Here is a 25,816-nt window from a genome sequence, read left to right on the forward strand (position 1 = left end):
TTGCCTCGAGAAAAATTGATCTAGGCAGTGCTGAAAGAGCAGAAAATGCTTTTATAACGGGGGTTCTGGAACCAATCCTATAGAAACATTGTCTAAAATTTTTTCGATAGAAAATATGTGCAATATGAGGGATCGATGCGGAAAGCTTTTCCTCTGCCACACCCCAAAAGAAACGCCGCTGCTTGGCCGGGCCGCCGCCGGTTTGCCATTCTCGCAGGATCGGAGGCTTTCGCCTCCTGAACCTAAAAATGGTAAGGCCGCACCTCGGCCAGCCCATTTCACCGCGACATAAACGAAAATTCAGGCGGATAATGTGAGCAGCAAGAGCGAATTTCTCTGGTACATCCCCAATGACGTCAAAGCCGGCCACCGGGGCGATGTCGTCAGCGACAAGCATAACAGCCTCGATACATTGACCAGCCACGCGAAGGCGCTGGAAAACCATGGCTGGAAAGGCGCACTGCTCGGCACCGGCTGGGGCCGGCCGGATACGTTTACGGTGGCGGCCGCACTTGCGGCGCGCACCAGCACGTTCGAGCCGCTGATCGCCATCCGCCCCGGCTACTGGAAGCCGGCCAATCTCGCCTCGGCCGCCGCCACGCTCGATCAGCTTTCCGGCGGCCGGGTGCGGATCAACGTCGTCTCCGGTCGCGACGAGCTTGCAGCCTATGGCGACGAAGAAGGCGATCAGGCGCACCGTTATGCGCGCACGAAAGAATTCATGCGGCTGGTGCGGCGGCTCTGGACCGAAGAAAACGTCACTTTCGACGGCGAGCATTTCCGGGTGAAGAATTCCACCGTTTCGCCGCGCATCACCGAGCGCGCTGCCCGGCCACATCCGAGGCTCTATTTCGGCGGTGCCTCCGAGGCCGCCGAACAGGTGGCCGCAACCGAGGCCGATGTGCAGCTGTTCTGGGGCGAACCGCTTGCCGGCGTGCGCGAACGGATCGAACGGCTGAGGCACTTGAGTGATAAGCTTGGCCGCGATCTGCCGCCGCTGCAATTCGGCCTGCGGATCACCACGCTGGTGCGCGAAACGACAGCCGAGGCTTGGCGCGATGCGGAAGCGAAGGTTGCCGAGATGGCCGCCAACAATGGCGTGCGCTGGAACGACCACCTGCAAGGGGTGGCAGTCGGCCAGCGCCGCCTGCTGGATTTGCATCAGCGGGGTGATGTGCTTGATGATAATCTCTACACCGCACCCGGCAAATTCGGCGGCGGCGGGGCCGCAACCACATGGCTGGTGGGTTCGGCGGAAGATGTGGCCGCGTCGTTGCGCAAATACCGCGCGCTCGGCATCACCCATTTCGTGCTGTCCGACACGCCCTATCTTCAGGAGATCGAACGGCAGGGCGACATGCTGTTGCCGCTATTCCGGGACTGACAAAATGGGCGGCCTCGTCCGGCAAGGCCGCCCATCTCCTCGCCGTTCAACCGCTCACGGACTTGATGATCTGTCGGCCGAGAATCGTGCGGATCATATGGCTTTGCGGCGCATGCGCTCTGGCCGTGATGGCATCGCGGTGATGACGCTCGAGATTATAGTCCCGGCGCAGACCGCGATTGCCGCCGAGTTCCAGCGCTAGATCCGTCACCGCCACTGCATTGTCGATCACCACATGCCGAACGGCCAGCGCATCCGTTCCCACCTTTTCACCCGCATCGATATCGCGCGCGACGGAAAGAAGCAGACGCCTGTTTGCCGCCAGCAGAACTTCGATCTGACCGAGACCTTCCTGAATGCGGGGAATGGAGGACAACGGCGCGCCGAGGCTGGCGGGAACATGGCCCGTCAGATGGCGCAACAGTGCGTCACGCGCCGAAAGCGCAACACCATGATAGACGGACGCCAGAAGCACGAAGAAATTATAACCATCCACCTCGTCGCGCCGTAGCGGCTCGTTCGCCGGCTGTTCGGCGACGAGATCGGCAAGCGGCACCTTCACCTCCTCCAGCACCAGATCGTGGCTTGCGGTGGCATACATGCCGGTCGCTTCCCATGCCTTTTCCTGGGCGATGCCGGGCGCATCGATGGGAACCAGAAGCTGGATCAGGCGCGGCACCTCCTCTGTCGTCACGGCCAGCACGATTGCCCATTTAAGGCCCGGCAAGCCAGTGACGAAGCTCTTGCGGCCGTTCACCACCCAGAACTCGCCCTCGATCCGCGCCGTCGTTTCCGGCAGGCCGCCATGTGCCGGCGAACCGATACCCGGCTCGGCCTGCGCATTGTTCAAGAGCGCCAGCTCCCTGCTATTGGCGGCCAGCACCTTCGCGGCCAGAGCCGCCGGCCACTTGCCACGCCGGACTGCGGCATGAACGCTGTAATGCATGGCGAGAATGAGGGCGGTGGAGGGATCACCCTTGGCAATGGCCGCGATCACGGCATGCGCTGTTTCCATGCCCTCCCCCCAGCCGCCGTCTTTTTCAGCGGTGACGAGGCCGAGCAGGCCCGATTTGAACAGCGCCTCGAAATTTCCGGCGGCGAATTCGCCGCTTTTGTCGTGATCCGCTGCGGTCCGGCTGAAATCTTCGGCCAGCGCGGTTGCGATGGCGACGGGACTGGAAGGCTGCACCGGCGGAACGGCGGAGAGTGCGACGCTCATGCAACCGCCCTTTCACTTGCCGTGACGAAACGGTCGTCAATCCACCCGCCGAGATCGAAGTCGTTTTCAAGGAAACCCCATTGGTGCAGGAAATCCTTGTAATGGCCGACAGCACCAACAAGGTCCGCATCGAGACCGAGGCCAAGATGGCGGTGAACATCAGGCCCGTTGGCGGCAAGAACCTGTTCTTCCGTCGCGCCCGCCTCACGCGCGATGAACCGGCGGGTTTCTTCCGGATGCTGCTCCGCCCAGAGCGAGGCTCTGGCAATGGCACCAACCAGCCGCTCCACCAGATCGGGGCGCTCATCGGCAAGCCGTCCGTCAACCGTCAGCACACGGGGTGAACCGGAATTGATGCGTATCTTCGGATCGGGGTGAAAACCGAACTCCGCCACCTGCACCGCACCCACAAGATTCGCAGCGGCGATGCCGGCGGTTCCCTTGACGAAAATCGCATCGACCTCGCCACGCAACAGCGCGATGATCTCCTCGCCGAAGGATTGCCGACGCTTCAGGCCGAAAAGCGATGGCCCCTCCTGCGAGGCCAGCACCGAATCCTTGATGACGATATCCGTCAGCTGGATATCCTCGACCTTCAGCCCTTCCAGCGAAAGCGCCGAGGTGATGCCCTTCAGCGCCGTTGCCCGCATGAAATCGACGATGCCTTCCGGCCGGCGCGGCACGCCGAAACGGCGGCCGACGAGATCGGCAAGCAAGCGGATACCGGTTTCCGGCAGGGTGATGATCGCCTGAAACTCATCCGTCCAGGTAATGCCGATAAGACGCGTATTACGCCCTTCGGAACGGGCGCGGATGGGCGGCACATTGCCGCCGTGGCGGAAGGACCATTCCAGCGTGTGGTTGAAATGGCTTTGCCGCACGGAACGATCCGGCGAATCGATGATGGATTTCAGCGCGATGCCGACCTCCTCGAAGGTCTGCCCGAGATAACCGAGCTGCGCCGCCAGCCCGACTGGCGTGGGCACCGGGCAGCGTGTGTACCAGATTTCAGAAAGTGTCGTGCTCATGGCTTTGGCCTCGATGAAAGGGAAAAGTCCCGGCCCCCTGCAAAGCGGGCCGGGGCTGGCGAGACGATCAGGATGCGGCGATATGCGCGAAGGCGAGGCTTCCCGCCACCCCTTCGGCACCGATGGTGTGATCGGCGATGCGCTTGTTGTAGATGGTGATTTCAGGGGCGGCGACGATGTCGATGGCAGGCACATCCTCGACGAGGATCTGCTGGATTTCCTTCCATTGCGCGACGCGCTTGTCGGGATCGATCTCGATGGCGGCGGCTTCGAGAAGCGCATCGACCTTGGGGTTGCTGTAGGCCGCACCATTGGAGAATGGCACGCCCTTCTTGAAGTTCTTCGACCAATAAAGCCGCTGCACGCCGACGGTCGGGTCGAAGAGATTGCTCATGCCCTCATAGGCAAAATCGAAATCGCGATCCGTGTAGATGCGCTTGGTATAGGTGGCGAAATCCTGGGTGCGCACCGTCACGTCAACACCGACCTTGGCCAGCGCCTGACGAATATAGTCAGCACCGCGCGGATAGGCCTCGGTACTCGGCACATAATCGAGATTGAGCTTGAAACGGATGCCATCCGCACCGCGCTTGTATCCGGCCTCATCCAGCAGCGCTTCCGCCGTCTTCAGGTCGATCGGATATGTCTTCAGATCGTTGACATACCATTTCGCAAGCTTCGGATTGATCGGCCCTGTTATCGTCGCGCCATAACCGAAATTGACCGTGTTGAAGATGATATTGCGGTCAATCACATGCGCGAAGGCGCGGCGCACCCGCACGTCCTTGAAGACGTCCTTTTCAAGGTTGAATTCCACGCGGCTGATGGAGTTGGTATATTGATAACCGTTCGTCTCGAAGCCGAGGCTCGGCAGCTCCTTCAGGCGGTCGAGATCGCTATAGGCGACCGGCGTGCTGGGGGCGAGATCGATCTCTCCGGTTTCGATGGCAATCGCCCGGGCAGAAGCATCCGGAATGAAGCGAACAATCAGCTTGTCGAGATAGGGGCGCGGCGCATCCCAATAATCGGCATTGCGCTCAAAAACGATATGGCTGCCGCGCACCCACTCTTTGAACTTGAACGGGCCGGTGCCGATGGGGGCGAGATTGACCGGGTTTTCGGTGACTTTCGTACCCTCGTAGAGATGTTTGGGCACGATGGGCGTTTCAGCTGCGGCAAGCGCCGTTATCAGGTAAGGTGCAGGCTTGGAAAGAACCAGAACCGCCGTCAACTCATCCGGCGTCTCGACGCTGGTGAGGTTCAGGAAGGTATTGCGGCCGCGCGGATGCACTTCCTTGATGGTGGAGATGGAAAACGCCACATCGGCGGATGTGAACGGCTTGCCGTCATGCCACGTCACACCGGGCCGCAGATTGAAGGTGTACCGCAGGCCATCTGAGCTCACATCCCAGGATTTGGCCAGAAGCGGCTTGGGATTGAGGTCGAAATCATAGGTCAGCAGCCCTTCGGTGACCTTGGGCGATATATAGACGGAATTATAGGCCGTGTGCGCAATGGTCGTCAGCACCGGCGGTTCCGACGCGATCAGCAGGGTGGCCGTGCCGCCGCTTGTCGGCTCCGCCGCGAAAAGCTTCAGCCCCGGCAATGACACGACGCCGAGCGCCACGGACGCCAGCAGAAACCCACGCCGCGTCGTCTGGTTGAAAACAGTCATGCGATACCCTCTCCTTGATATTGCCGGCAAAAACCGGTGAAACTGAATGGCCACGTTTTGAAAGAAGTTTGTTTCATGACTAAGAGCGATATTGGCATGAAACACCAACAACGCTTTTAATTAGGAATTTTCTTTTTTATAACGTGTTATTTTCCGTTAATTTCAGAAAATAATTCTATTACTCTTTGACAAATTCCATAAAATTAGTCAACTAATACTCATGCCTTAGAGAGGCTGATTTATGTTTTGCAAGATTGTGGACTGGAGCCGATGTCGAATTCGAAGAGGATTTTATCCCAGGCAAAGCGGGTAGCCATTCAGGCCATTCCGACGGTGCTGGGCATCGTCATCCTGAACTTCTTCCTGCTGCAACTGGCGCCGGGTGATGCGGCGGATGTGCTGGCGGCGGAAGCGGGTTCGGCAACCGTCGAGACCATGGCCGAAATGCGCTCGCGCTTCGGACTGGACCTGCCGATCGTGCATCAGCTCATGAACTATCTCGGCAATCTGGCCCAGTTCAGCCTCGGATTTTCGCCGCGTTATGGCATGCCGGTCGCCGATCTCATCGGCCAGCGCCTGCCCGGCACGCTGGCCCTGATGGGAGCAGCACTTGCCATTGCGATTTTCGTCGGCGTGTTCCTGGGCTCGATCATGGCGCTTTTTTCCGGCAAGCTGCCGGACCGGATCATTTCCATCGGCTCGCTGATCTTTTATTCCGTGCCGGGTTTCTGGATCGGCCTGATGCTCATCCTCACCTTTTCGGTCAAGCTCGGCTGGCTGCCCTCAGGCGGTGACAGCACCATCGGCAGCAGCCTCACCGGTTTCGCCGCCTTTCTCGACAGGCTGCGCTATATCGTTCTGCCCGCCCTTTCGCTGGCGCTTTATTTTCTGGCGATCTATGCCCGCCTTACCCGTGCGGCGATGCTGGAGGTAAAATCCCAGGACTATGTGCGCACGGCGCGCGCCAAGGGCGTTTCGCCGCTCCGGCTCACCACACGCCATATTCTGCGCAATGCGCTCATCCCCATCACGACAATGGCCGGCATGCATATTGGCGGCCTGCTGGGCGGCGCGGTCGTGGTCGAGACCGTGTTCAGCTGGCCCGGCCTTGGCCGCCTCGCTTTCGAGGCCGTTATGGCGCGTGATTTCAGTGTGCTGCTCGGCATCCTGCTTCTTTCTTCCCTCGTCGTCATCATCGTCAATGCAGCCGTGGACCTGTTGCAGGCATGGCTCGATCCCCGCATCGGAGAAAGCCGATGAATTCCTCCCCCATCACTGCGGTTCTCGACACGGCCGAACTCGACGCTGAAGAGACCAATCCAAAACCGAAAAAGCCCGAGGAAAAGCTCTGGCCCTATATTCATGCGCCGGATGCGCTTTCCGCCCGCTCTGTCTCCGTGCCCCGGCGTGGCCTACGGCGGGAACTGAAAATCTTCCTGACCAACCCCAACGCCATCGTCGGGCTGCTGTTTCTCGCCACCGTCCTCATCGCCGCTCTCACAGCCCCGCTGATCTATCCCGGCGACCCGCTTGAAATGGTCGCCCGTCCCTTCCTCTGGCCCGGCCAGAACCCGGCCTATCCGCTCGGCACCGATAGCATGGGCCGGGATGTTCTGGCTGGCATCGTGCACGGCGCACGTATCTCGCTGACTGTCGGTGTCGTGGCGACGCTGATCGGCCTGACCATCGGCATCTCGGTCGGCGCTTTTGCCGGTTATTTCGGCGGCATCATCGATGATATCCTCGTCAAGCTGATCGAAATCTTCCAGACCTTGCCGAATTTCGTGCTGCTGGTCGTGCTCGTCGCCATCGCCCAGCCCTCGGTCACCACGGTCACATCGGCCATCGGCATCATCACCTGGCCGCTCGTCGCCCGCCTCACCCGCGCCGAATTCCGCGCCATCCGCGAGAAGGACTATGTGCTGGCGGCTCGAAGCCTCGGTTATGGCCATGCGCGGATCGTCTTTCAGGAAATTCTGCCCAATGCGCTGCCGCCGATCATCGTCACCTCCTCCGTCATGGTGGCAGGCGCGATCCTCATGGAAGCAGCACTGTCCTTCATGGGGTTGGGCGACCCCAACCGTGTTTCCTGGGGGTCGATGATCGGTTCGGGCCGCGATGTCATCCGCACCGCCTGGTATCTGACCGCCCTTCCCGGCCTTGCCATCGTCTTCACCGTCATTTCGCTGAACCTCATCAGCGATGGCCTCAACGATGCGCTCAACCCGCGTTTTTCGGAGGAACGCCGATGAGCAAACTGATCGAAGTCCACGATCTCTCCGTCAGCTTCGGCGCGGCCCAGCCGGTCAAGGGCGTCAGCTTTGACGTACAATCCGGTGAAATGCTGGCCATCGTCGGCGAAAGCGGTTCGGGAAAATCGCTGACCGCACTCGGCCTTATCGGCCTGCTTCCCTCCCACGCCAAGATCGGCGGCCGGGTTCTGCTTGAAGGGCGCGATCTCCTGCCGCTGTCCGAACGGCAATGGCGCGGCATTCGCGGCCGGGATATCGGCATGATCTTTCAGGAACCGATGACCTCGCTGAACCCCGTCCTGACCATTGGCGAACAGATCATCGAAGTGCTGCGCATCCATGAAAAAATCGACCGGCGTCAGGCCCGCAAACGCGCCATCGAGCTTTTGGACCTCGTCAATATTCCCGATGCCGGCCGCCGTGTGGATGACTATCCGCACCAGCTTTCCGGCGGCATGCGCCAGCGCGTCATGATCGCTATCGGCGTCGCCTGCAATCCGAAACTCCTGATCGCCGACGAAGCGACGACCGCGCTCGACGTGACGATACAGGCGCAGATCCTGCAACTGCTCGACAATCTGCGCCGCGATCTCAACATGGCCGTCATTCTCATCACCCACGATCTCGGCATCGTGGCGCAATGGGCGGACCGGGTGATGGTCATGTATGCTGGCCGCAAGGTGGAAGAGGGTCTGCCGGAACCGGTCTTCTCCAACCCGTACCACCCCTATACGCGCGGCCTGCTCGCCGCCTCCCCGCGCGCCGAAGACGGCCAGCATTATCGTGACGGGCCGCTCATCGAAATACCCGGATCCATCGTTTCCGCCACTGGGGAACGTGGCTGCGCCTTCCGGCCGCGCTGTCCGAGCGCCCGTGGTTTCTGCGGGCAATTCGTGCCGCCGCTGCGGCCGATTTCGGAAGGCCGCTACGCCGCCTGCCCCTTCGTATTCCCGACATCACAGGAGGTATCCGATGACGCTCTTGTCAGTGCATAGCCTCTCCACCCATTACACGGGCGGACGCGGCACCGTGCGCGCCGTCGATGACGTGTCGCTCGACATCGAGGCCGGCGAGACGGTGGCGCTGGTGGGTGAATCCGGCTGCGGCAAATCCTCGCTCGGCAAGTCGCTGATGCGGCTGGTCGAGCCGTCGTCCGGCAGGATCACCTTCAAAGGCGCGGATGTGACGGCAATGTCGTCATCACAGTTGCGCGGCATCCGCCGCCGCATCCAGATGATCTTTCAGGATCCCTTCGCCTCGCTCAATCCGCGTCACACGGTTCGCACCATCCTCACCGCGCCGCTGAAAGTGCATGGCATCGGCGACAGGGCGCAGCAGCGCGAGATCGTCGAGGCCATCATCGCACAGGTGGGTCTGCCGCCTGACGCACTCGACCGTTATCCGCATGAATTTTCCGGCGGCCAGCGCCAGCGCATCGGCATTGCCCGCGCACTGGTTCTGGAGCCGGAACTGGTAGTCTGCGACGAGCCAGTCTCGGCGCTCGATCTTTCCATACAGGCGCAAATCCTCAACCTTCTGGTGGAGATGAAGAAGCGGCTGTCGCTCTCCTATCTGTTCGTGTCCCATGACCTCTCGGTCGTGCGCTATTTTTCCGACCGGGTGCTGGTCATGTATCTCGGCAAGATCGTGGAAAGCGCGCCGACCGCGGAACTCTGGGCCTCGCCAAAACATCCCTATACCCGTGCGCTGCTCGCCGCCGTTCCGGACCCCGCCCGCCGCAAGCAGGCCGCACCCATTTCCGGTGACCTGCCAAGCCCGCACGATCCGCCATCCGGCTGCCGGTTTCACACCCGCTGCCCGCTCGCCACCGATCTCTGTCGCGAAAAAGCGCCGGATTACACCCTTTTCGGCAAGAACCACGCCGTGGCCTGCCACCATGCCCAATAAACTTAAAGGAGCAACCATAATGGTCGACTATCGCTATCTCGGACGCAGCGCGCTGAAAGTTTCACCGCTGAGCCTCGGCACCATGATGTTCGGAGGCCCGACACCGGATGACGTGGCCTTCCGCATCATCGACAAGGCGCGCGAACAGGGCATCAACTTCATCGATACCGCCGACGTCTATCACGACGGTAAGTCGGAAGAAGTCGTCGGTCGCGGCATCAAGGCCACGCGCGATCATTGGGTTCTGGCGACGAAATTCGTCAATTCCCATACCAAGGGTCCCAATCTCGGCGGGCATTCGCGCAAATGGGTGATCGAGACCGTCGAGAATTCGCTGCGCCGTCTCAACACCGATTATATCGATATCCTCTATTTCCACCGCGCCGTCTTCGATGCGCCGCTGGAAGAGCCGTTGCGCGCCATTGCCGATCTCATCCGTGCCGGCAAGCTGCGTTATTTCGGCGTTTCGAACTTCCGTGGCTGGCGCATTGCCGAAATTGCGCATCTGGCCGACCAGCTCGGCATCGACCGACCGGTTGCCAGCCAGCCGCTCTACAACATCGTCAACCGCACGGCGGAAGCCGAGCAGCTGCCGGCGGCCAATCACTATGGCCTTGGCGTCGTATCCTACTCCCCGCTGGCGCGCGGTGTGCTGACCGGCAAATACCAGCCGGGCGAACAGCCGGGCGCCGACACGCGCGTCGGGCGTGGCGACAAGCGCGTTCTGGAAACAGAATGGCGTCCGGAATCTATTGAAATTGCCCAGAAGGTTGCGGCGCACGCCGCATCGAAGGGCGTTTCGGCAGCAGATTTCGCGCTCGCCTGGGTGCTGAACAACAAGTTCGTCACCGCCGCCATCACCGGCCCGCGCACTGAAGAGCACTGGAACGGCTATATCCGCGCCCTCGATGTGAAAATCGATGCCGAAGATGAAGCACTGGTCGACAGCCTTGTGACGACAGGCCATCCCTCGACACCCGGCTTCAACGATCCGAGCCATCCCGTCGAAGGCCGCGTGCCGCGTAATCTCGAGGCCGCACACCGCCCGGCGCTTAAGCCCCGCGCGGTCGCCTGATCGTCCAGACGAATATGCTTGCGGCGCAATTGTGTCGCAGGCCCTCACATCCGCTCACGGGAAAACCGCAATGTCCAATCTGAAACCACAGACAACCACCACCGACAATTCCGGCGTGCCGAGCCGTGACGAGATTCTGGCCCGGGCTAAGGACATTGCGGCTATCGCGGCCAGGGATGCCGCCCGCCGCGAGCGCCAGCGTGACCTGCCCTTCGACATCTTCGCCCTTGTTAAAGAGGCGAAGATCGGCACGCTGCGTGTCCCCGAAGCCAAGGGCGGACCGGGCGGCTCGATTGCCGATTATATTGAAGTGCTGATGATCCTCGGGGAAGCCGACAGCAATATTCCGCACGCACTTCGCAGCCATTTCAACTTCACCGAAAATCTCGCGCTGGCACCCATCGAGCTGGAGGACCGGCGGCATCTCGAACAGGTCCTCGCCGGCAAACTTTTCGCGGGCGCCAGCACCGAACAAGGCACCAAACGCCCCGGCGAAATCACCACGCGGCTGAGTGCGGATGGCGACCGCTACCGGCTGAACGGCCGCAAATGGTATGCGACCGGCACCGCCTTTGCCGATTTCGGCACCTTCAGCGCCATTGGCGATGACGAGCAGCCGATCGGCGTGCTCATTCCGCTTGATCGTGCCGGCATCACCATTCTCGATGACTGGGACAGCATGGGCCAGCGGATGACCGCAAGCGGCGGCGTGCTGCTTGAGAATGTCGAGGTGCTGCCGCATGAGCTGACGACCCGCAAGCTCGGCACCCAGATCGGCCGCCACAGCTCGGCCATGCGGCAACTGCATCTCGCCGCATCTGCCGCCGGCGCGGTTCAGGGGGCGCTCAACGACGGTGTGGAGTATGTTCTGCGCCAAGCGCGCACCACGCTTCACAGCGCTGCGGAAACCGCCAATCAAGACCCCTTCGTGCAGAAGACGCTCGGCGAAATCAGCGCCGGCGCTTTCGCCGTCAAGACACTCATCCGCGAAGCGGCCAGAACGCTGGACCGAACGGCTGTCGCCTTTGCGAATGGTGATGAAGAGGCGATAGAAGCGGCCTTGCTGGAAGGTTCGCTCGCCACCGCCCGCACCCAGATCATTGCCTCGCAGCTTTCTTTGACGGTCGCCACCAATCTCTACGAACTTGGCGGCGGCTCGGCGACATCGAGCGATCGGAATTTCGACCGCCACTGGCGCAACATCCGCACCGTCTACAATCACAATCCGCTGGCCCATAAGGCGCGGGTGATCGGCGACTATTACCTCAACGGCACCACGACCCACCTCAGGGAAGGCCGGGTGTTCTGACCATGCGGAAGATGGCAGGCGGCACAGGAGGAGCAGTAATGAGAACGGAGTTTATCGCTCCCGCCGGGAGCCGGGCGGCTTTTCGCCTGCCGACACTTTCCCGGCTGCCGCCGCTGACGGCGCTGCGCGCCTTCGTTGTTGCCGCCCGCCATGCCAGCTTTTCGCGGGCAGCGGAGGAACTGCATGTCTCGACCGCCGCCATCGGCCAGCAGGTCCGAATTCTCGAAACCCATCTCGGTCAGCCGCTTTTCAGCCGCCAGCGCGGCGAATTGCTGCTGACCGATGCCGGCAGCGCGCTTTATCCCGGCCTTGCCGATGCTTTCGAGACGATGATCGGCAGTCTTTCCGACCTGATGGTTTCGAACGCCCGGCCGCAGCTGAAGATTCTGGCGGAAGGTTGTTTTGCCGCCCGCTGGCTGGCGCCACGGCTGGGCAACATCGCATCTGCGCTTGCTGATATGGACCTTTCGATCTTATCCCTTGAGGGCGACACCATCGACCTCACTCATTTCGACGCCGATTGCGCCATTATCGCCACCCATGCGCACATCCCCGGTTTCATTCACGAGCCGCTTTTCAGCGACACCGTCAGCGCCGTCTGTACGCCTGATTTCGCCAGCCGCCACCGGCTTTGCGGCGAGCCTGACCGGCTGCGCGATCTCTCCTTTGCGATGTTGCGCGGCAATGGCGCGGACGCCGCTTTCGAATGGGCAAACTGGCTTCGCGCCTGCCGCATTCCGTTCAGGCTTTCAGCCACCGGCCCCCGTTTTTCACGCCAGACCGCGCTGATCGAAGCGATCTTATCTGGCCACGGCATCGGCCTTGCGCGCCACTCCCTGATTTCGGAAGAGCTGAAAAGCGGCCGCGTGATTGCACCTTTCGGCGCACCGCAGCCGACGGCCAGCCGTTATCACCTGCTGACCAGCCCCGACAGGCGGCGGCTGCCGGAGGTCGCATCTCTACTCGCTTTGTTGCGCGAGGATATACTCTCCCTAGAGACCGCCGCCTGAACACGCCCGTCCCACCTCAGGCGCGTTCCCTTTGCAACTCTTTGGCCGCGTATATATTTTCGGGCCGTGGCAGACCATAATGGTCGCGCAGCGTATCGCCCTCATAATCCTCGCGGAACAGGCCTCGCTGTTTCAAGATCGGCACCACCTCATCCACGAAAATATCGAACCCGCCAGTCAGCCATGGCGGCATGATGTTGAAGCCGTCGGCAGCACCCTGCCGGAACCAGGTCTCGATCCAGTCCGCCACCTGTTGCGGCGTTCCGGAAATCACCTTGTGGCCGCGCCCGCCGGCAAGCCGGTGCAGCAATTGCCGGATCGTAGGGTTTTCCCGGTCGATGACATCGAGAACCAGTTGATGACGGCTGCTATCCGCCTGCGCCCGCGTGGCTTCCACAGCCTCCTGCGGCAAGGGCTGATCGAGATCGGCCGATGAGAGGTCTATGCCGGTGATGCGCTGCAATTGCCCGAGCGAAAAGGCAGGCTGGATGAGATCGTTAAAGGAGGCCTCGAGTTTTCGTGCCTCCTCTTCGGTGGAGGCGATGAAGGGGCTGATACCCGGCAGGATTTTCACATGGGCGGGATTGCGCCCCGTGGCCGCCACGCGACGCTTGATATCGGAATAAAAAGACCGCGCACTCTCCAGAGTCTGATGCGCGGTAAAGATCGCCTCGGCATATTGGGCAGCAAAACCACGCCCCTCCTCCGAGGAGCCGGCCTGCACATAGACAGGCCTGCCCTGCGGTGAGCGCGGCAGGTTGAGAGCGCCCCGCACCCGGTAAAACTCACCTTCGTGATTGGCAGGATGAATGTGGTCGGTATCGGCGAAAAGCCCGCTCTCCTTGTCGGCGACGATGGCGTCGTCTTCCCAGCTGTCCCAGAGCTTCGTCACCACATCGACGAACTCGATGGCCTGCCGGTAACGGTCGGCATGGGGCGGATGCTGTTGCAGATTGAAGTTGCCGGCCGCCGCATCGGCCGAGGTCGTGACGATGTTCCAGCCCACCCGGCCACCGCTGATATGATCGACCGAGGCGAACAGCCGGGCGAGATTGTAAGGCTCGTAATAGGTGGTAGAGGCCGTGGCGATGAAGCCGATCTTTTCGGTGACGGCGGCAAGGGCCGCCAGCATGGTGATCGGCTCCAGCCGATGGCGGGCGGCATAGCGGATATTGGCATCCAGCACCGGCGCATCGGCAAAGAAGATCGCATCCAGCTTCGCCGCCTCGGCCTTGCGGGCAATATCCTGATAGAGCCTTATATCGGTGACGCGGTGCGGCTCCGACTCTGGATGCCGCCAGGCCGCCTCATGATGTCCGCCCGGATAGATGAAGGCATTGAGGACCAGCTTCTCGGATTTTCTGCTCATGGCGATGAACCCTTTTTAACTCTGACTCGGCTTCGAAAAAGGTGAGGAAACCTCACGCTTCCTTCGTCACCCATGCTTTGGCGAGATTGCCGCTGAGACCTTCCGCCCCCGTCGCATAATCCTTGATGCGCACGCTGCCGACGACCGGCTGGATGGGCGAGACGAGATTGATGACGGGGAGATCCCTGGCGACGACGGCCTGAAACTCCCTGAAGAACGCCGCGCGCTTTTCGATGTCAGGTTCCACCGCCGCCGCTTCCAGCAGCCGGTCCACGTCCGGGTTGGAATAGTGGCTGGCATTGGAGAACGGCAGACCGATCTTGAAGTTCTTGCTCCAGTAGACGCGCTGCACGCCGGCCGTCGGATCGAAGGTGTTGGAGAGGGATTCGACCGAAAGATCCCAAGCACGGTCGGTATAGACTACCTTCACATAGGTGCCGAAATCGAACTTCTGGATATCCGCCTCGATACCGATTTTCGACAGCGCCTGCGCGATGAAATCCGAATAGGTCTGTGGATTGAACGGGTTGGTGGTAACCCTGAGCTTGAAGCGCTTGCCGCCGTCCTTGCGCGGGAAGCCCGCCTCATCCAGCAGCTTTTCCGAAAGCGCTATATCGAACTTGGCAAAACCAATGTCGGGATTGTGGAATTTCGCAAGGCCGGGGCTGATCGGCGTGGGCGACGGCACGGCATAACCGTAAAGCACGGTATCGATCAGCGCCGGAACATCGATGGCGTGGGCGATGGCCTGCCTGACCTTCAAGTCCTTGAGATAGTCGTTCTCCAGGTTGATCACCAGCTGGTTCTGCTGGCCGGCATAGGCATAGATGCGGTCATCCACCTTCAGCGTCGGGATGGATTTCAGCCGTTCCAGATCGGCAAGCGCCACCGGGTTGGGGCCGATATCGCCTTCCCCGGTTTCCAGTGCGGCCGCACGGGCGCCCGCATCGTTGATAAGGCGGATGATGACGCGGTCGAGATGGGCGCGCGGCGCATCCCAATAATCCGCATTTTTCTCCAGCAGGACGTGGCTGCCCGGCACCCATTCCTTCAGCACGAAGGGACCGCTGCCGATGATCTGGGCGGTTTTCGGATTTTCGGTCGGCTTGAAGGTTTCGAAAATATGCTTCGGCACGATTGGCGATTCCGACGAGGCGAGCGCGGTGATCAGGCCCGGTGCCGGTTTGGACAGCTTCACCTTTGCGACCAGCGGATCGGAGGTATCGACGCTTTCGACATGCGAGAACGTCGCCCGGCCGCGCGGATGGGCTTCCTTCAGCCGCAGGATCGAAAATTCCACATCCGCCGATGTCACCGGTTTGCCGTCATGGAATTTCGCTTTCGGCTGCAGATGGAAGACATATTCCAGCCCGTCGGCCGAAACGCTCCATTCCTTCGCAAGGCTGGGCTGCGGCGAAAGCTCATAATCATAGGTCAAAAGCCCGTCGTAAATCTTCGAGCCGATGAACTGCGGGCCACCCGCGCTGGTGTTGATGGCCACCAACTGGGTCGGCTCAGGGAAATATACGATCTTCAGCGTGCCGCCTGAAACGGGCTCTTCGGCGGCGGCAAAAGAACCGCCCGGCAGCGCCACGAAAGCGCCGGCGGCGAGGGCTATTTTATGAAACTGGCGTCTGGAAAAGGTCATGTCTGTCTCCGAAAAAATCCGATGTGCGGGTGCGGCAACTCAATGCAGCTGCGGGAACCCATGGCGCTCGGCAAGAATTTGCAAAATGCGTTTGGTGTCCTGAATGAAATGCGTGTCGCCCTTGGCCGTCGCGTCGCTGGGCACATCGCCGGCAAAGACGAACAGCGGCAGTGACTGGTTTTCTTCACCCACGACAGCAATGACCGCCTCACGCGGACGCTGAAAACCGACCCGGCGGATATCGATCTGCGCCGCAAGCTCTGGAAAGGCGGCAAGCAGGCCTTCGATCTGGTTACAATGCGGGCAGACGAACCGGACACCGGGGAGTTTCGGGTCCTCAAATCCGGGGGCGATCAGAAAAAGTGTGTCCTTGGCCATGGCATCCATCATTTGCAGGTGAGATTTCCTGCTCACAGTGCAGGTGGCCAAAGCGTGGGTCCAGAAAGCAATTCTTGCTTTAAAACGAAGAATTACTTTGCGCTAAATTACTGATGAAACTGATTTTTTCGAAATTTCCGTTAGTAACATCGCTGTTTCGGCCGACATGTTTCATGCGCAAAGTTTTTCTCGAAAACGGGCGCGCGGCGCGAAGGTGCAAAAAGAATGGAGGGCAGATTTCGGCAATAAAAAACCCGGCAGAATTGCCGGGTTCTGGTGAGAGGTCGTTGGCGCAAAACCTCTCCTTGGTCACGCTCGGGCCTATCCCGGGCATCTGCAATCTACAAGGCCAGGATGACTTGGCACATCCTCGGTACAAGACCGAGGACGACGTCGAATGTGGAGGAAGGTTCGTCATTACTCTCGCTCCACAGGATCGCCGGACTTGCCCTCAATCGCTCTTCCAGGCCGTCGCCAGATCGCCATAGGCAATGTCGATGGTCGTCACGAGAGACTTCAGGCTGGTGTTGCGCAGAATGACGGTCGGTAAAGCGACGATCGAGAAATTCGGCAGGTCGTCACCGGTGATTTTCTGAATGTCGTGGAATTGCGCCGCCCGTTTTGTCTCATCCACCTCGGTTGCGGCAGCGCGGAAACGATCGTCCACCTTGGGATTGTTATAGTGGGCGGCGTTGACATAAGGCGCCGGGTTCTTGATGCCGTCCGACCAGTAGAGACGCTGCACGCCCGCCGTCGGGTCAAAAAGCCGGCTGATGCCGTTCACCGTCAGGTCGAAACCGCGCTCGGTATAAACGCGCTTGATGAAGGTGGCGAGATCGCCTTCAACGATGTCCACCTTCACACCGAGCTTGCCGAAGGAGGAACGCAGATATTCAGCTGTTTTGCGGAAGACGTCGGATGGCAGGAAGGCCAGCCGCAACGAAAAACGGGTGCCATCCGCGCCTTTCGGGTAACCGGCCTTGTCCAGCAACTCGTTTGCCCTGGCGAGATCGAAGGGATAGGTGAAGGGCTTTTCATCATTATAGGCGGTGAAGACGGCCGGAATGTTTGAACCAGCTGGTTTGGCTGTTCCGAAGAAGATTGCATCGTTGATGAAATCGCGGTCGATGGCATGGGCCAGCGCCTGCCGGACCTCTTTTTTCGCAAGGATCGGGTTCTCCAGATTGAACTCGAAGATGGCGGCATTGTTGAGATAGGCGTCGGTATAGACCTCCACCGCAAGTTTCGGATTCTGCCGCAGGCGCTCCAGATCGCTGTAGGAAACATCGGCTGTGTAATCCGCCTCGCCGGTTTCCACCGAAATGGTGGTGGAGGCCGCATCGGCAACAAAGCGCGCCACGAAACCGTCGAGATAGGGCAGATCGGCCTGCCAGTAATTCGGGTTCTTCTTGAGCTTCACATAGCTGCCGCGTTTCCATTCCTCGAAAACGAAGGGGCCGGTGCCGATGGGCGCATTGCCGTTCGGGCTTTCATTGTAGTTTTCCGAAGCATAGGCATGGGCCGGCAGGATGGGCGTTTCGCCGCCCGTCAGCGCCCGCAGAAGGTAGGGTGCGGGTTTGGAAAGCACCACCACAGCCGTCAGCGGATCGGGTGTTTCGATATCGGCAATATTGGCAAAGGTGATGCGCCCGCGCGGGCCGACCTTCTTGAAGGCCAGCAGCGAGAATTTCACATCCTGCGACGTGAAATCCTTGCCGTCATGCCATTTGACGCCCTTGCGCAGCCTGAAAGTGTGGCGCAGTCCGTCGGCCGATGTTTCCCAGTTTTCGGCCAGAACCGGATGCGGTTTGAACTCGCCGTCGAACCGCACCAACCCTTCGAGGATTTTCGTGGAAATGGCGCGGGTGCGCGTGTTGGAATCGGAAAGCGGCACCAGCGTCGTCGGCTCGCCAAGACCCGCAAGAGTGACGATCCCGCCCTTTTTCGGCGCCTCCGCCGCCACTGCCGGCAATGATGGCAACAGGACAGCCCCGCTCAGCGCAGCGGCCAGAAGCAATGTCTTACGTCTTGTAATATCCATGGATGTTTCCTCTTGCAGACTCGTTTTCAAATTTTCAGACAGCCTTCAGCCGGGTTTCCACCAGCCGGGCAAACAGGGTGGCCCCAACCGGAAGAATGGCGTCGTCAACGATGAAACCGGGATTGTGGGCCGGCAGGGTGCCGGAATGGCCAAGGGTGAAAAACGCGCCGGGCGCGTGTTTCAGGAGATCGGCGAAATCCTCGCTGCCCATGAAGCGGCCCGGTTCGGTGGAAACGCGCTCATCCCCGAGCACCTCGCGCGCCACGCCGGCAACGATGTCCACCGAAGCGTTGTCATTGGTCAAAACCGAGAATATGTCGCGAATATCCACCTCGGCAGTCAGGCCGTAAGCCGCGGCGATGTGATCCGAGATGGTGCGGATGCGGCCCCGAATGGTTTCGCGCACGCTGTCGGAGAAGGCCCGCACGGTTCCGGCAATCGAGGCCGTTTCGGGAATGACGTTATAGGCCGATCCCGCCTCGATGCGGGTGATCGACAGCACGGCGGGATCGGTGGGCGGTATGTTGCGGCTGACGATGGTCTGCAAGGCCTGAATGAGTTCCCCCGTGGCCGGCACCGGATCGCGCGCGACATCCGGATGGGCCGCATGCGCGCCCCTGCCCTTCAGCCGGATATCGAAGAAATCCGCACCCGCCAGAATGGTGCCGGGCGAAACCTTGAGATGATTGGGGGCTGCATGGGAGGAATTGTGCAGCCCGTAAATCTCGTCAACGGGAAAATCTCTAAACAGCCCATCGGCGATCATGGCGCGCGCGCCGCCGAGACCCTCCTCGGCCGGCTGGAAAATGAAGACGACCGTGCCGGCGAAATCACGGGTTTCCGCCAGATAACGGGCGGTGCCGAGCAGGATGGTGGTGTGCACATCATGCCCGCAGCCGTGGAATTTGCCGGGATAGATTGACGCGTAAGGCAGGCCGGTTTCCTCCGGCATCGGCAGGGCGTCCATATCGGCCCTGAGCCCGATGGAGCGATTGCCCGCGTGGCGGCCGCGCAGCACACCGACCACGCCGGTCTTGCCACAACCACGATGCACCTCGATGCCCCAGGAAGCGAGCTTTTCAGCGACGATGCCTGATGTGCGCACCTCCTCGAAACCGATTTCCGGGTGCTGGTGCAGATCGTGGCGGATGGAGACGAGTTCGGGAACATAGGTCCCGATCCGCTCCAGAATTTTCGGTGCTGATGTTTTGACGGGATCGGCGGCAATATTCACGGTATCTCCTCAGGGCAAAAAATATCGTTGTCGCAATCTCGGCGATTGCGAGGTGCAAGCTTGGGAACTGGAAAATCGGGGCGGAAGAGGCGTCAGAGCCTCAGACCCGCCTCCTTCATCAACGGCAGAATGCGCTCGCCGAAATAATCAAGGTCTTCGCGGAAATCGTAGAAATTCAGCTGCACGCCATCGATGCCGGCCTTTTTCAGGCCGACAAGCTGCTCGACCACCTGTTCCGGCGAACCGATGATTTCGATATTGCCGCCGAGATTGCGCCCCTGTTTATGGCGCGCATCGCCGCGACCACGCCAGGCATGGGCGTCGCTGTCGTAATTATTGGTGGCGAAGGCGCGGGTGCCGGACTGCGGTTTTCCCGCCTCGATGGCATCGGCATAGGCAAAGGCCTCCCTCTCCGTGTCGCGGCTGACGATGATCGGATTGATGAGCGTCTTCGCCTGCCGGCCATAGGCCTTGGCGCGATTCTTGATGGTGGCGACATGATCGGGAAGCGTTTCCAGCGCGCTGTCTATATGCGATCCACCGGGTGAGGTGACGAAGACCAGATCGGAATGGCGGGCGGCGAAATCGATGCCTGCCGGCGACCCCGTCGCGGTGACCAACGGCGGGCGGCCAAAGGCGGGTTTCGGCGTTATCCAGCCATTATTGATCGCCCACGGATTGAGCTTACCCTCATAGGAGAAGTTTTCGGTTTCGCCCCACAGCCGGTGAAGCACATCGAACAATTCGCCCGCCATGTCGTAGCGCTTGTCGTGGTCGATGCGCTGCCAGCCGAACATTTCATGTTCAATGGCGCGGTGGCCGGTGACGATGTTGATGCCCCAGCGTCCTTTGGCGATATGATCCAGCGTCGCACCATATTTGGCGAGATGCAGCGGATGGAGAGGCCCGTAAAGCACATGGATGGTGGAGATCAGCAGAATGCTCTTGGTCACCGCTGCCATGGCGCCAAGCGCGATGAAACTGTCGAGCGAGGATTCGCCGTCATAACCGCCCTTGGGCAGCCATTGCGTGCGGCTGAAGGCGATCTCGAAACCAAGCTCTTCCGCCCGCTTCACCAGTTCGACATTGTAATCGAACGTCCAGCTGTTGCTGGTCGGCAGGCTGGAGAAATTGATGTCCTGCAGATTGAGGAACAAGCCCAGCATCAGCGGCTGTTTTACCGCCCGGCTGAGCGGGCTGTCTTCGAAATCGGCCGGACCTTTCAGTTCGTGGCCATCTTGCAATGGGGCAGTCAGCGCCATGTCTTTTCTCCCTCGGAATGATCGCCCTGCGGGGTGGGCGCAGCCAGCCGTGCGCGCAGATAACCTTCCACCCCACGGGGCAAGCGACCGGTAATCTGGTGAATATTATCGTTGACGGAAGCGGCGAGACCTTCGCGGATGAGCTGGCCGAATTCGCCTATCGCTTTCTGTTCGAACGCGCCGATATGGGGCGGAAAGGCCGGGACGTTGTGCGATACTCCGACCGGACGATGCAGGATACGAGCAGCGATGCGGGCAATTTCCAGCGCCGTCAGCGCTTCGCCACCGGTGATCACCAGGGGGCCGGCAAGCGGTGCGCTGGCGGTCAGCGCATCAACAGCCACATCGGCAATATCATCGGCATCGATGAAGGAGACAGCCGCATTGCCGAAACGGGCGGGCACATCCTCTCCCCTGCGCAGCGCGACAACAACGGGCTCCAGCGCCACCTGCATCCAGGCATTTGGCCGCAACACCGTGTGCGCGATGCCGCTCCCGGCCAGATGCGCTTCCACCTGCGCATGGGCCGCACCCGAGATGGAGCGCGCGGCGTGCTTAACGGTCCAGTCGGAGCCGGATATTTTCACGATCCGCGACACGCCGGCAAAGAGAGCCGCATCGATGACTGCATTCTGGTCTGTCGCCAGCGTTTCACCGATGGGCGAAAGCAGGAAGACCGTTTCTATGCCACGCAAGGCATTGTTCAGGCTGGCCGGATCAGAGAAGTTTCCTTCTGCAATATCCACCCTGTCGCCCCAGAGCTGGAGCGCTTCCTCACGCCGGCGGGTCAGCGCCCGTGCCTTCACCTGCTTTTGCAAAAGACGGCTGACGACACGTTGGCCCAGCTTGCCGGTTGCGCCGGTGACAAGAATGGTGGCTGTCATGGCACCCTCACTTTCCCGCACGGCGTTGCGCAGCACCTTGCAATAAAGAGAGGGCGCGTGGATCGGCCCACTCCCGCACATCGAAATCGTCAGGGATGAATTTCCATTCCAGCAAGAAATCCTTGAAGTGGCTCAGCGCATCCAGCTCGGCCGGGTCAAGATCGAGCTGGAGATTGCGATACACATCCGCACCATTGGCGGCCAGAACCGCCTCCTCGCTGACGCCGATCTCGCGGGCGATGAAACGCACGGCTTCCGCCGGATTTTCATTCGCCCATTGGGCAACCCGCTGCACGGTGGCCACCAGTTCCGCCACCAGATCGGGCCGCTCGTCGGCAAAGGTGGCATCCACGGTCAAAGGGCGCGGCGTGCCATTGTTGATGCGGATTTTCGGATCAGGATGAAACCCCGTCGATACGACGACCTGCGCGCCGATGAGATTGGCGACGGTGACGCCTTCCGCACCCTTCACGAAAAACGCATCGATATGGCCGCGGTGCAGTGCTGCGATTTCCTCGCCATAGGGAAGCCGTCGGCGCAGACCGTGGAACCTCTCATCCGTCGGCCCAAGCAGCACCGGTTCCCTTGCCGTCAGATCGATCAGCTCGACATCCGCAACAGAGAGGCCGGAAACGGTCAATGCCGAGACGATGCCCTTCAGGGACGTCGCGCGCTGAAAATCGATGGTTTCGTTCGGTCGTTTCGGCAGGCCGACGCGCCGCCCCTTCAAATCTCCGCCCTTGCTAATTCCACTTGCCGGCAAGGCGATGACGGCCTGAAATTCGTCGGTTCTCGTCAGCCCTACCAGCCGCGTTTTCCGGCCACCGGATTTCGCCCAGATGGGGGGAATATTGCCGCCCTGACGGAAAGACCAGTCAAGCCGGTGATCGAAATGGCTCTGGCGGATGGCCGGATCAGCCGCATCGCGAATGGAGGAAACAGAGATGCCATGGCCGGCGAAACGTTCCTCGATCCAGCCAAGCTGCACCGCGATGGAAAGCGGCGTTGGCGCCGGGCAGCGTGTGTACCACAACGTCACGGGTTGGGTTGCTTGGCGAAGGGCGGCATCAGCCATGGCGTTCGTCCTCGAAATTGCGATCTGGACAGCACGCTACACGCCGCAGGATATTTTCTATAGATAAAGTGTACTATTTAGGGGGGCGTTAAGGAAATTCGTTTCCATATCGCGACCGTTCCGGAGGGAAGACAGAATATCCTTTCGATAACAGGAGCATTTTCGGTGAAATAATCGTCCGCGCCTCGACCACCTCCCCCTTCAACTGCGGGCCGGATACGACGGCCCGCGAAAGTTTTTCTTCTCCGAGCGGCAAGGATTTTTAACTCGCGACCGCAACCCCGGCTGTTACGCTTCCCGGCAATTGCACCGGCCGCAGGCCGGAAATCCAACACGGGCTGAAAAGAAAAAGTAAAAACATGAGCAAGACCAAACGCCGGCTCAATCTCAATGTCGGCATCAACACGACAGGATATCTTCCCAATGCCTGGAAATATCGCAGCGGCGACCGGCACGATATCAATGATATCGGCTATTATCGGCGGCTGACGGAGCTGGCGCATAAAGGCCGGTTCGATGCCGTTTTCCTGTCCGATCATCCGGCATTGCTGACCGACCCGGCCAGCCGCCCGTTTCATACCATCGATCCGCTCATTCTCTCCACATCGCTTGCCGCGCAGGTGCCGGATATAGGTTTCGTGGCGACGGTTTCCTCCACCTATAATTCTCCCTATAATTTTGCGAGACGAACGCAATCCATCGACGTCGTCACCGGCGGTCGGTTGATCGTCAACATCGTCTCTAACTTCAACCCCAGTGTCGCCGCCAATTTCGGTAACGACCCGCTGCCGCCGCGCAGCGAACGTTATGCCAAGGCCACCGAATTTCTCGATGTCGCGAAGAAACTCTGGTCAAGCTGGGACCCCCGCCGCGAAGGCGAGGTACCGGAAGACCGCTTCTGGGATGCGACGACCGCCGAGACGATCGATCATGAGGGGGCGTTCTTCCATGTCAAAGGCCCGCTCAACGTGCCGCGCGGGCCACAGGGACATCCCGTCATCGCCCAGGCTGGCGCTTCCGAAGGCGGCATCGATCTGGCGGCGCGCCACGGCGAGATCATTTATTGCAATATCCTGTCCCGACCGGCAGGTCAGGCCTTCGGTAAAAAGGTCCGCGACCGCGCCGTCTCTTTCGGCCGCGATCCCTCCGGCATCCGCATCGTGCCCGGCCTCGTCGTCATTCTCGGCGAGACCCGTGACGAGGCGCTTCGCAAACACGAACTTTACAGCGGAACCGGCTCGGAAGACGGTCTTCTGGCACGCTTCGCAAGGGAAAACGGCATTGATCCGCGCGATTTCGATCCCGACGTAAAACTCGATGGCGAGCGCTTTATTCCCGACCAGAACCGGCAATGGGCAGTTGGTATGGGGCTTGGCCTTTCCGAGTTATTGACCCATGAAAAGCTCACCGCCCGTGAGGCCGTAAGGCGCTCGGAAGGACACCACCGGCTGCTGCTCGGCACGCCGGAAGAGGTGGCGGACGGCATTATCGACCTGTGGCAGGATGGCACGGTGGATGGCTACACCTTGCAGCCGCCGCGCGCACCGGACGATATTGCCGAATTCGTGGAAAAGGTCGTGCCGGTTCTGCAGGATCGCGGCGTTTACCCGCGCGAATACGAAGGTGCGACGATCCGCGACCGCTATGGTCTGCCCTATCCCGATTGAACGGCAGATGCGGCGCTGTTGAAGCGCCGCAGGTCCATCTCCAGCCGTCTCCCGCTGCAAGCGGGAGTGGCTGATGTCAGGGACATATTATTGCCCCGCCGCCACTTTCAAAACGGCCTGCCCGCCGAAAAACTGCGGTACGACGGACGCGAAATCCGTGACGATCTGGCGATAATCTTCCGGCTGGAACTCATAGGGCAATTCCAGACGGAATTCCGTGACATGCGGCAGCACGGGGTCGTGCGACAGCTTTTCCAGAATCTCCTCAGTCGTGCCAACGATATCGGGCAGGAAAAGTGTGCGGCGCGCACCATGCGGTGTGGTCGTGCGCTTGTCGCGCTCGGCAACAAATTCCGCATAACGGCGGCGTGTCGCGGGGCTTGCGCTATCGGTCGGCAGGATCACCCGTCCTAGCGCGACACGCGGCTGGCGCTCATGCGCCCATTCCTGCCGGAAGCGGGCAACGAGAGCCGCCTGCGCGGTCAGAAAATCATCGGTATTTTCACCGCTGACGATGTTGCCGGTCAGAAGATTGAAGCCTGCCTTGCCAGCCCAGCGTGCGGAATTCTGCGATCCGCCGCCATACCACAACCTGTCGGTCAAACCCCTGGCCAAGGGCCGAAGGCGCGGCACCTGCGCACCGGCGGCATTCCCAGCCTCCGTCTCGCTGGACAAAGGCTCCGATCTCAAGGCTCTGGCCAGCTTCTCGGCGCGGGCATGGCTGTAATCCGCATCAGGAGCCGCATCGACGTAGTCCGAAATCAGATGGGCAAAGGGCGGCGCGCCCACGGAAACGCCGACATTCAGCCGCCCGCGTGACAGGATATCCACCGTGGCGAGATCTTCGGCCAGCCGGAACGGGTTTTCATAACCCAGTTGGATAACGGCGGTGCCAAGGCCGATCCGCTTGGTGCGCTGTGACGCCGCCGCGAGAAAGGTGGCCGCCGAGGATACGCCGCGTTCCAGATGGCGCTGACGCACCCAGGCGCTGTGATACCCCAGCGCCTCCCCGCCTTCTAAAAGCTGCAGCGTTTCCTCCAACCCCTGTGCGGGATCATCATCGTTATAATTGCCGGGAACCAGAAAGGCGAAATGGGAAATATGGGAAAGGGGCATAGTGTGCGTCCGGGAATAGTTGCTGAAGAAGATGGGCTCGGGCGGCATTGCTGCGGCCGTTCTTGCCCGCCGCGTATATTCAGCAGAATGCCCGATAACGGGCGCGGCTGGCACGGCATGGTCTTTTATAGTCCCGGTCATTATTGAAAGATCGTTGCGCGATTCAATAATCTACTAAAATTATAGATTTATTCACAACAACCCTGCCGCGCCCGGCTCTCCACGTCCGCTTTTTCTTTCGCAGCTCCTGTCAGCCACAAAGCCGGTCTGCCCATCACTCCA

The 25,816-nt window shown here is 60.5% G+C and carries 21 protein-coding genes; 9 read left to right on the forward strand and 12 right to left on the reverse strand.

The window, feature by feature from the left end:
- Positions 1-313 precede the first annotated feature (313 nt).
- Positions 314-1,384 (forward strand): LLM class flavin-dependent oxidoreductase, encoded by a 1,071-nt coding sequence (locus tag FCH38_RS10405; RefSeq protein ID WP_174373699.1) that lies wholly within the window; start codon positions 314-316, stop codon positions 1,382-1,384.
- A 46-nt stretch (positions 1,385-1,430) separates the two neighbouring features.
- On the opposite strand, the gene FCH38_RS10410 is transcribed toward FCH38_RS10405, so the two are convergent.
- The 3 genes from FCH38_RS10410 to FCH38_RS10420 all read right to left on the reverse strand — a co-directional run bounded on the left by FCH38_RS10410 (position 1,431) and on the right by FCH38_RS10420 (position 5,306).
- The gene (locus FCH38_RS10410; protein WP_174373700.1) at positions 1,431-2,603 is read right to left on the reverse strand and encodes an acyl-CoA dehydrogenase family protein; all 1,173 of its coding nucleotides are present in this window, start codon (positions 2,601-2,603) and stop codon (positions 1,431-1,433) included.
- Positions 2,600-3,631, reverse strand: coding sequence for an ABC transporter substrate-binding protein (locus FCH38_RS10415; protein WP_174373701.1), 1,032 nt, complete (start codon positions 3,629-3,631; stop codon positions 2,600-2,602). The genes FCH38_RS10410 and FCH38_RS10415 overlap by 4 nt, the downstream gene beginning before the upstream one ends.
- 67 nt (positions 3,632-3,698) lie before the next feature.
- Positions 3,699-5,306 (reverse strand): ABC transporter substrate-binding protein, encoded by a 1,608-nt coding sequence (locus FCH38_RS10420; protein ID WP_174373702.1) that lies wholly within the window; start codon positions 5,304-5,306, stop codon positions 3,699-3,701.
- A 270-nt stretch (positions 5,307-5,576) separates the two neighbouring features.
- Here FCH38_RS10420 and FCH38_RS10425 point away from each other — a divergent pair, with 270 nt between their 5' ends.
- The 7 genes from FCH38_RS10425 (at position 5,577) to FCH38_RS10455 (ending at position 12,860) form a co-directional block, all read left to right on the forward strand.
- Entirely contained in the window at positions 5,577-6,566 is a 990-nt protein-coding gene (locus tag FCH38_RS10425; RefSeq protein ID WP_174373703.1) for an ABC transporter permease, read from the forward strand.
- Positions 6,563-7,558 (forward strand): ABC transporter permease, encoded by a 996-nt coding sequence (locus FCH38_RS10430; RefSeq protein WP_174373704.1) that lies wholly within the window; start codon positions 6,563-6,565, stop codon positions 7,556-7,558. Before FCH38_RS10425 ends, FCH38_RS10430 begins: the two co-directional genes overlap by 4 nt.
- Positions 7,555-8,553 carry an ABC transporter ATP-binding protein gene (locus FCH38_RS10435; RefSeq protein WP_149899304.1) on the forward strand — a complete coding sequence of 333 codons (999 nt, stop codon included), beginning with the start codon at positions 7,555-7,557 and terminating at the stop codon, positions 8,551-8,553. The genes FCH38_RS10430 and FCH38_RS10435 overlap by 4 nt, the downstream gene beginning before the upstream one ends.
- Positions 8,531-9,466 carry an ABC transporter ATP-binding protein gene (locus FCH38_RS10440; RefSeq protein ID WP_174373705.1) on the forward strand — a complete coding sequence of 312 codons (936 nt, stop codon included), beginning with the start codon at positions 8,531-8,533 and terminating at the stop codon, positions 9,464-9,466. The genes FCH38_RS10435 and FCH38_RS10440 overlap by 23 nt, the downstream gene beginning before the upstream one ends.
- Positions 9,467-9,485: 19 nt before the next feature.
- A complete protein-coding gene (locus FCH38_RS10445; protein WP_174373706.1) occupies positions 9,486-10,541 on the forward strand; it encodes an aldo/keto reductase in 1,056 nt (351 codons plus the stop codon).
- 70 nt (positions 10,542-10,611) lie between these two features.
- Positions 10,612-11,850, forward strand: coding sequence for an acyl-CoA dehydrogenase family protein (locus tag FCH38_RS10450; RefSeq protein ID WP_174373707.1), 1,239 nt, complete (start codon positions 10,612-10,614; stop codon positions 11,848-11,850).
- Positions 11,851-11,888: 38 nt separating this feature from the next.
- A complete protein-coding gene (locus FCH38_RS10455; protein WP_174373708.1) occupies positions 11,889-12,860 on the forward strand; it encodes a LysR substrate-binding domain-containing protein in 972 nt (323 codons plus the stop codon).
- A gap of 16 nt (positions 12,861-12,876) precedes the next feature.
- On the opposite strand, the gene FCH38_RS10460 is transcribed toward FCH38_RS10455, so the two are convergent.
- From FCH38_RS10460 to FCH38_RS10495, 8 genes are all read right to left on the reverse strand, one after another.
- On the reverse strand, positions 12,877-14,229 hold the full coding sequence (locus FCH38_RS10460) for an LLM class flavin-dependent oxidoreductase (protein ID WP_174373709.1): 1,353 nt from the start codon (positions 14,227-14,229) through the stop codon (positions 12,877-12,879).
- Between the two features lie 52 nt (positions 14,230-14,281).
- A complete protein-coding gene (locus FCH38_RS10465) occupies positions 14,282-15,877 on the reverse strand; it encodes an ABC transporter substrate-binding protein (RefSeq protein WP_174373710.1) in 1,596 nt (531 codons plus the stop codon).
- 39 nt (positions 15,878-15,916) lie between these two features.
- Positions 15,917-16,267, reverse strand: a complete 351-nt coding sequence (locus tag FCH38_RS10470) for a DUF3088 domain-containing protein (protein WP_149899311.1) — start codon at positions 16,265-16,267, stop codon at positions 15,917-15,919.
- A gap of 439 nt (positions 16,268-16,706) precedes the next feature.
- Positions 16,707-18,296, reverse strand: coding sequence for an ABC transporter substrate-binding protein (locus tag FCH38_RS10475; protein ID WP_174373711.1), 1,590 nt, complete (start codon positions 18,294-18,296; stop codon positions 16,707-16,709).
- Positions 18,297-18,330: 34 nt separating this feature from the next.
- Positions 18,331-19,530, reverse strand: a complete 1,200-nt coding sequence (locus FCH38_RS10480; RefSeq protein ID WP_174373712.1) for an amidohydrolase — start codon at positions 19,528-19,530, stop codon at positions 18,331-18,333.
- 92 nt (positions 19,531-19,622) lie between these two features.
- Positions 19,623-20,792, reverse strand: a complete 1,170-nt coding sequence (locus FCH38_RS10485; protein ID WP_174373713.1) for an LLM class flavin-dependent oxidoreductase — start codon at positions 20,790-20,792, stop codon at positions 19,623-19,625.
- The gene (locus FCH38_RS10490) at positions 20,783-21,676 is read right to left on the reverse strand and encodes an NmrA family NAD(P)-binding protein (RefSeq protein WP_174373714.1); all 894 of its coding nucleotides are present in this window, start codon (positions 21,674-21,676) and stop codon (positions 20,783-20,785) included. The genes FCH38_RS10485 and FCH38_RS10490 overlap by 10 nt, the downstream gene beginning before the upstream one ends.
- A 7-nt stretch (positions 21,677-21,683) precedes the next feature.
- On the reverse strand, positions 21,684-22,751 hold the full coding sequence (locus FCH38_RS10495) for an ABC transporter substrate-binding protein (RefSeq protein WP_174373715.1): 1,068 nt from the start codon (positions 22,749-22,751) through the stop codon (positions 21,684-21,686).
- Positions 22,752-23,110: 359 nt separating this feature from the next.
- Between FCH38_RS10495 and FCH38_RS10500 the strand changes: the two genes are divergently transcribed.
- Positions 23,111-24,418, forward strand: a complete 1,308-nt coding sequence (locus FCH38_RS10500; RefSeq protein WP_174373716.1) for an NtaA/DmoA family FMN-dependent monooxygenase — start codon at positions 23,111-23,113, stop codon at positions 24,416-24,418.
- 87 nt (positions 24,419-24,505) lie between these two features.
- On the opposite strand, the gene FCH38_RS10505 is transcribed toward FCH38_RS10500, so the two are convergent.
- Positions 24,506-25,534, reverse strand: a complete 1,029-nt coding sequence (locus FCH38_RS10505; protein ID WP_174373717.1) for an LLM class flavin-dependent oxidoreductase — start codon at positions 25,532-25,534, stop codon at positions 24,506-24,508.
- Positions 25,535-25,816: the final 282 nt, after the last annotated feature.

Source organism: Agrobacterium tumefaciens, assembly GCF_013337285.1.
GTDB lineage: Bacteria > Pseudomonadota > Alphaproteobacteria > Rhizobiales > Rhizobiaceae > Agrobacterium > Agrobacterium burrii.

Coding starts and splice junctions, on each gene's coding strand:
- FCH38_RS10490 (WP_174373714.1), bottom strand. CDS start 21,676: ATGACAGCCACCATTCTTGTCACCGGCGCAACCGGCAAGCTGGGCCAA.
- FCH38_RS10445 (WP_174373706.1), top strand. CDS start 9,486: ATGGTCGACTATCGCTATCTCGGACGCAGCGCGCTGAAAGTTTCACCG.
- FCH38_RS10410 (WP_174373700.1), bottom strand. CDS start 2,603: ATGAGCGTCGCACTCTCCGCCGTTCCGCCGGTGCAGCCTTCCAGTCCC.
- FCH38_RS10495 (WP_174373715.1), bottom strand. CDS start 22,751: ATGGCTGATGCCGCCCTTCGCCAAGCAACCCAACCCGTGACGTTGTGG.
- FCH38_RS10500 (WP_174373716.1), top strand. CDS start 23,111: ATGAGCAAGACCAAACGCCGGCTCAATCTCAATGTCGGCATCAACACG.
- FCH38_RS10435 (WP_149899304.1), top strand. CDS start 7,555: ATGAGCAAACTGATCGAAGTCCACGATCTCTCCGTCAGCTTCGGCGCG.
- FCH38_RS10430 (WP_174373704.1), top strand. CDS start 6,563: ATGAATTCCTCCCCCATCACTGCGGTTCTCGACACGGCCGAACTCGAC.
- FCH38_RS10440 (WP_174373705.1), top strand. CDS start 8,531: ATGACGCTCTTGTCAGTGCATAGCCTCTCCACCCATTACACGGGCGGA.
- FCH38_RS10475 (WP_174373711.1), bottom strand. CDS start 18,296: ATGGATATTACAAGACGTAAGACATTGCTTCTGGCCGCTGCGCTGAGC.
- FCH38_RS10465 (WP_174373710.1), bottom strand. CDS start 15,877: ATGACCTTTTCCAGACGCCAGTTTCATAAAATAGCCCTCGCCGCCGGC.
- FCH38_RS10450 (WP_174373707.1), top strand. CDS start 10,612: ATGTCCAATCTGAAACCACAGACAACCACCACCGACAATTCCGGCGTG.
- FCH38_RS10425 (WP_174373703.1), top strand. CDS start 5,577: ATGTCGAATTCGAAGAGGATTTTATCCCAGGCAAAGCGGGTAGCCATT.
- FCH38_RS10470 (WP_149899311.1), bottom strand. CDS start 16,267: ATGATGGATGCCATGGCCAAGGACACACTTTTTCTGATCGCCCCCGGA.
- FCH38_RS10455 (WP_174373708.1), top strand. CDS start 11,889: ATGAGAACGGAGTTTATCGCTCCCGCCGGGAGCCGGGCGGCTTTTCGC.
- FCH38_RS10460 (WP_174373709.1), bottom strand. CDS start 14,229: ATGAGCAGAAAATCCGAGAAGCTGGTCCTCAATGCCTTCATCTATCCG.
- FCH38_RS10485 (WP_174373713.1), bottom strand. CDS start 20,792: ATGGCGCTGACTGCCCCATTGCAAGATGGCCACGAACTGAAAGGTCCG.
- FCH38_RS10420 (WP_174373702.1), bottom strand. CDS start 5,306: ATGACTGTTTTCAACCAGACGACGCGGCGTGGGTTTCTGCTGGCGTCC.
- FCH38_RS10505 (WP_174373717.1), bottom strand. CDS start 25,534: ATGCCCCTTTCCCATATTTCCCATTTCGCCTTTCTGGTTCCCGGCAAT.
- FCH38_RS10415 (WP_174373701.1), bottom strand. CDS start 3,631: ATGAGCACGACACTTTCTGAAATCTGGTACACACGCTGCCCGGTGCCC.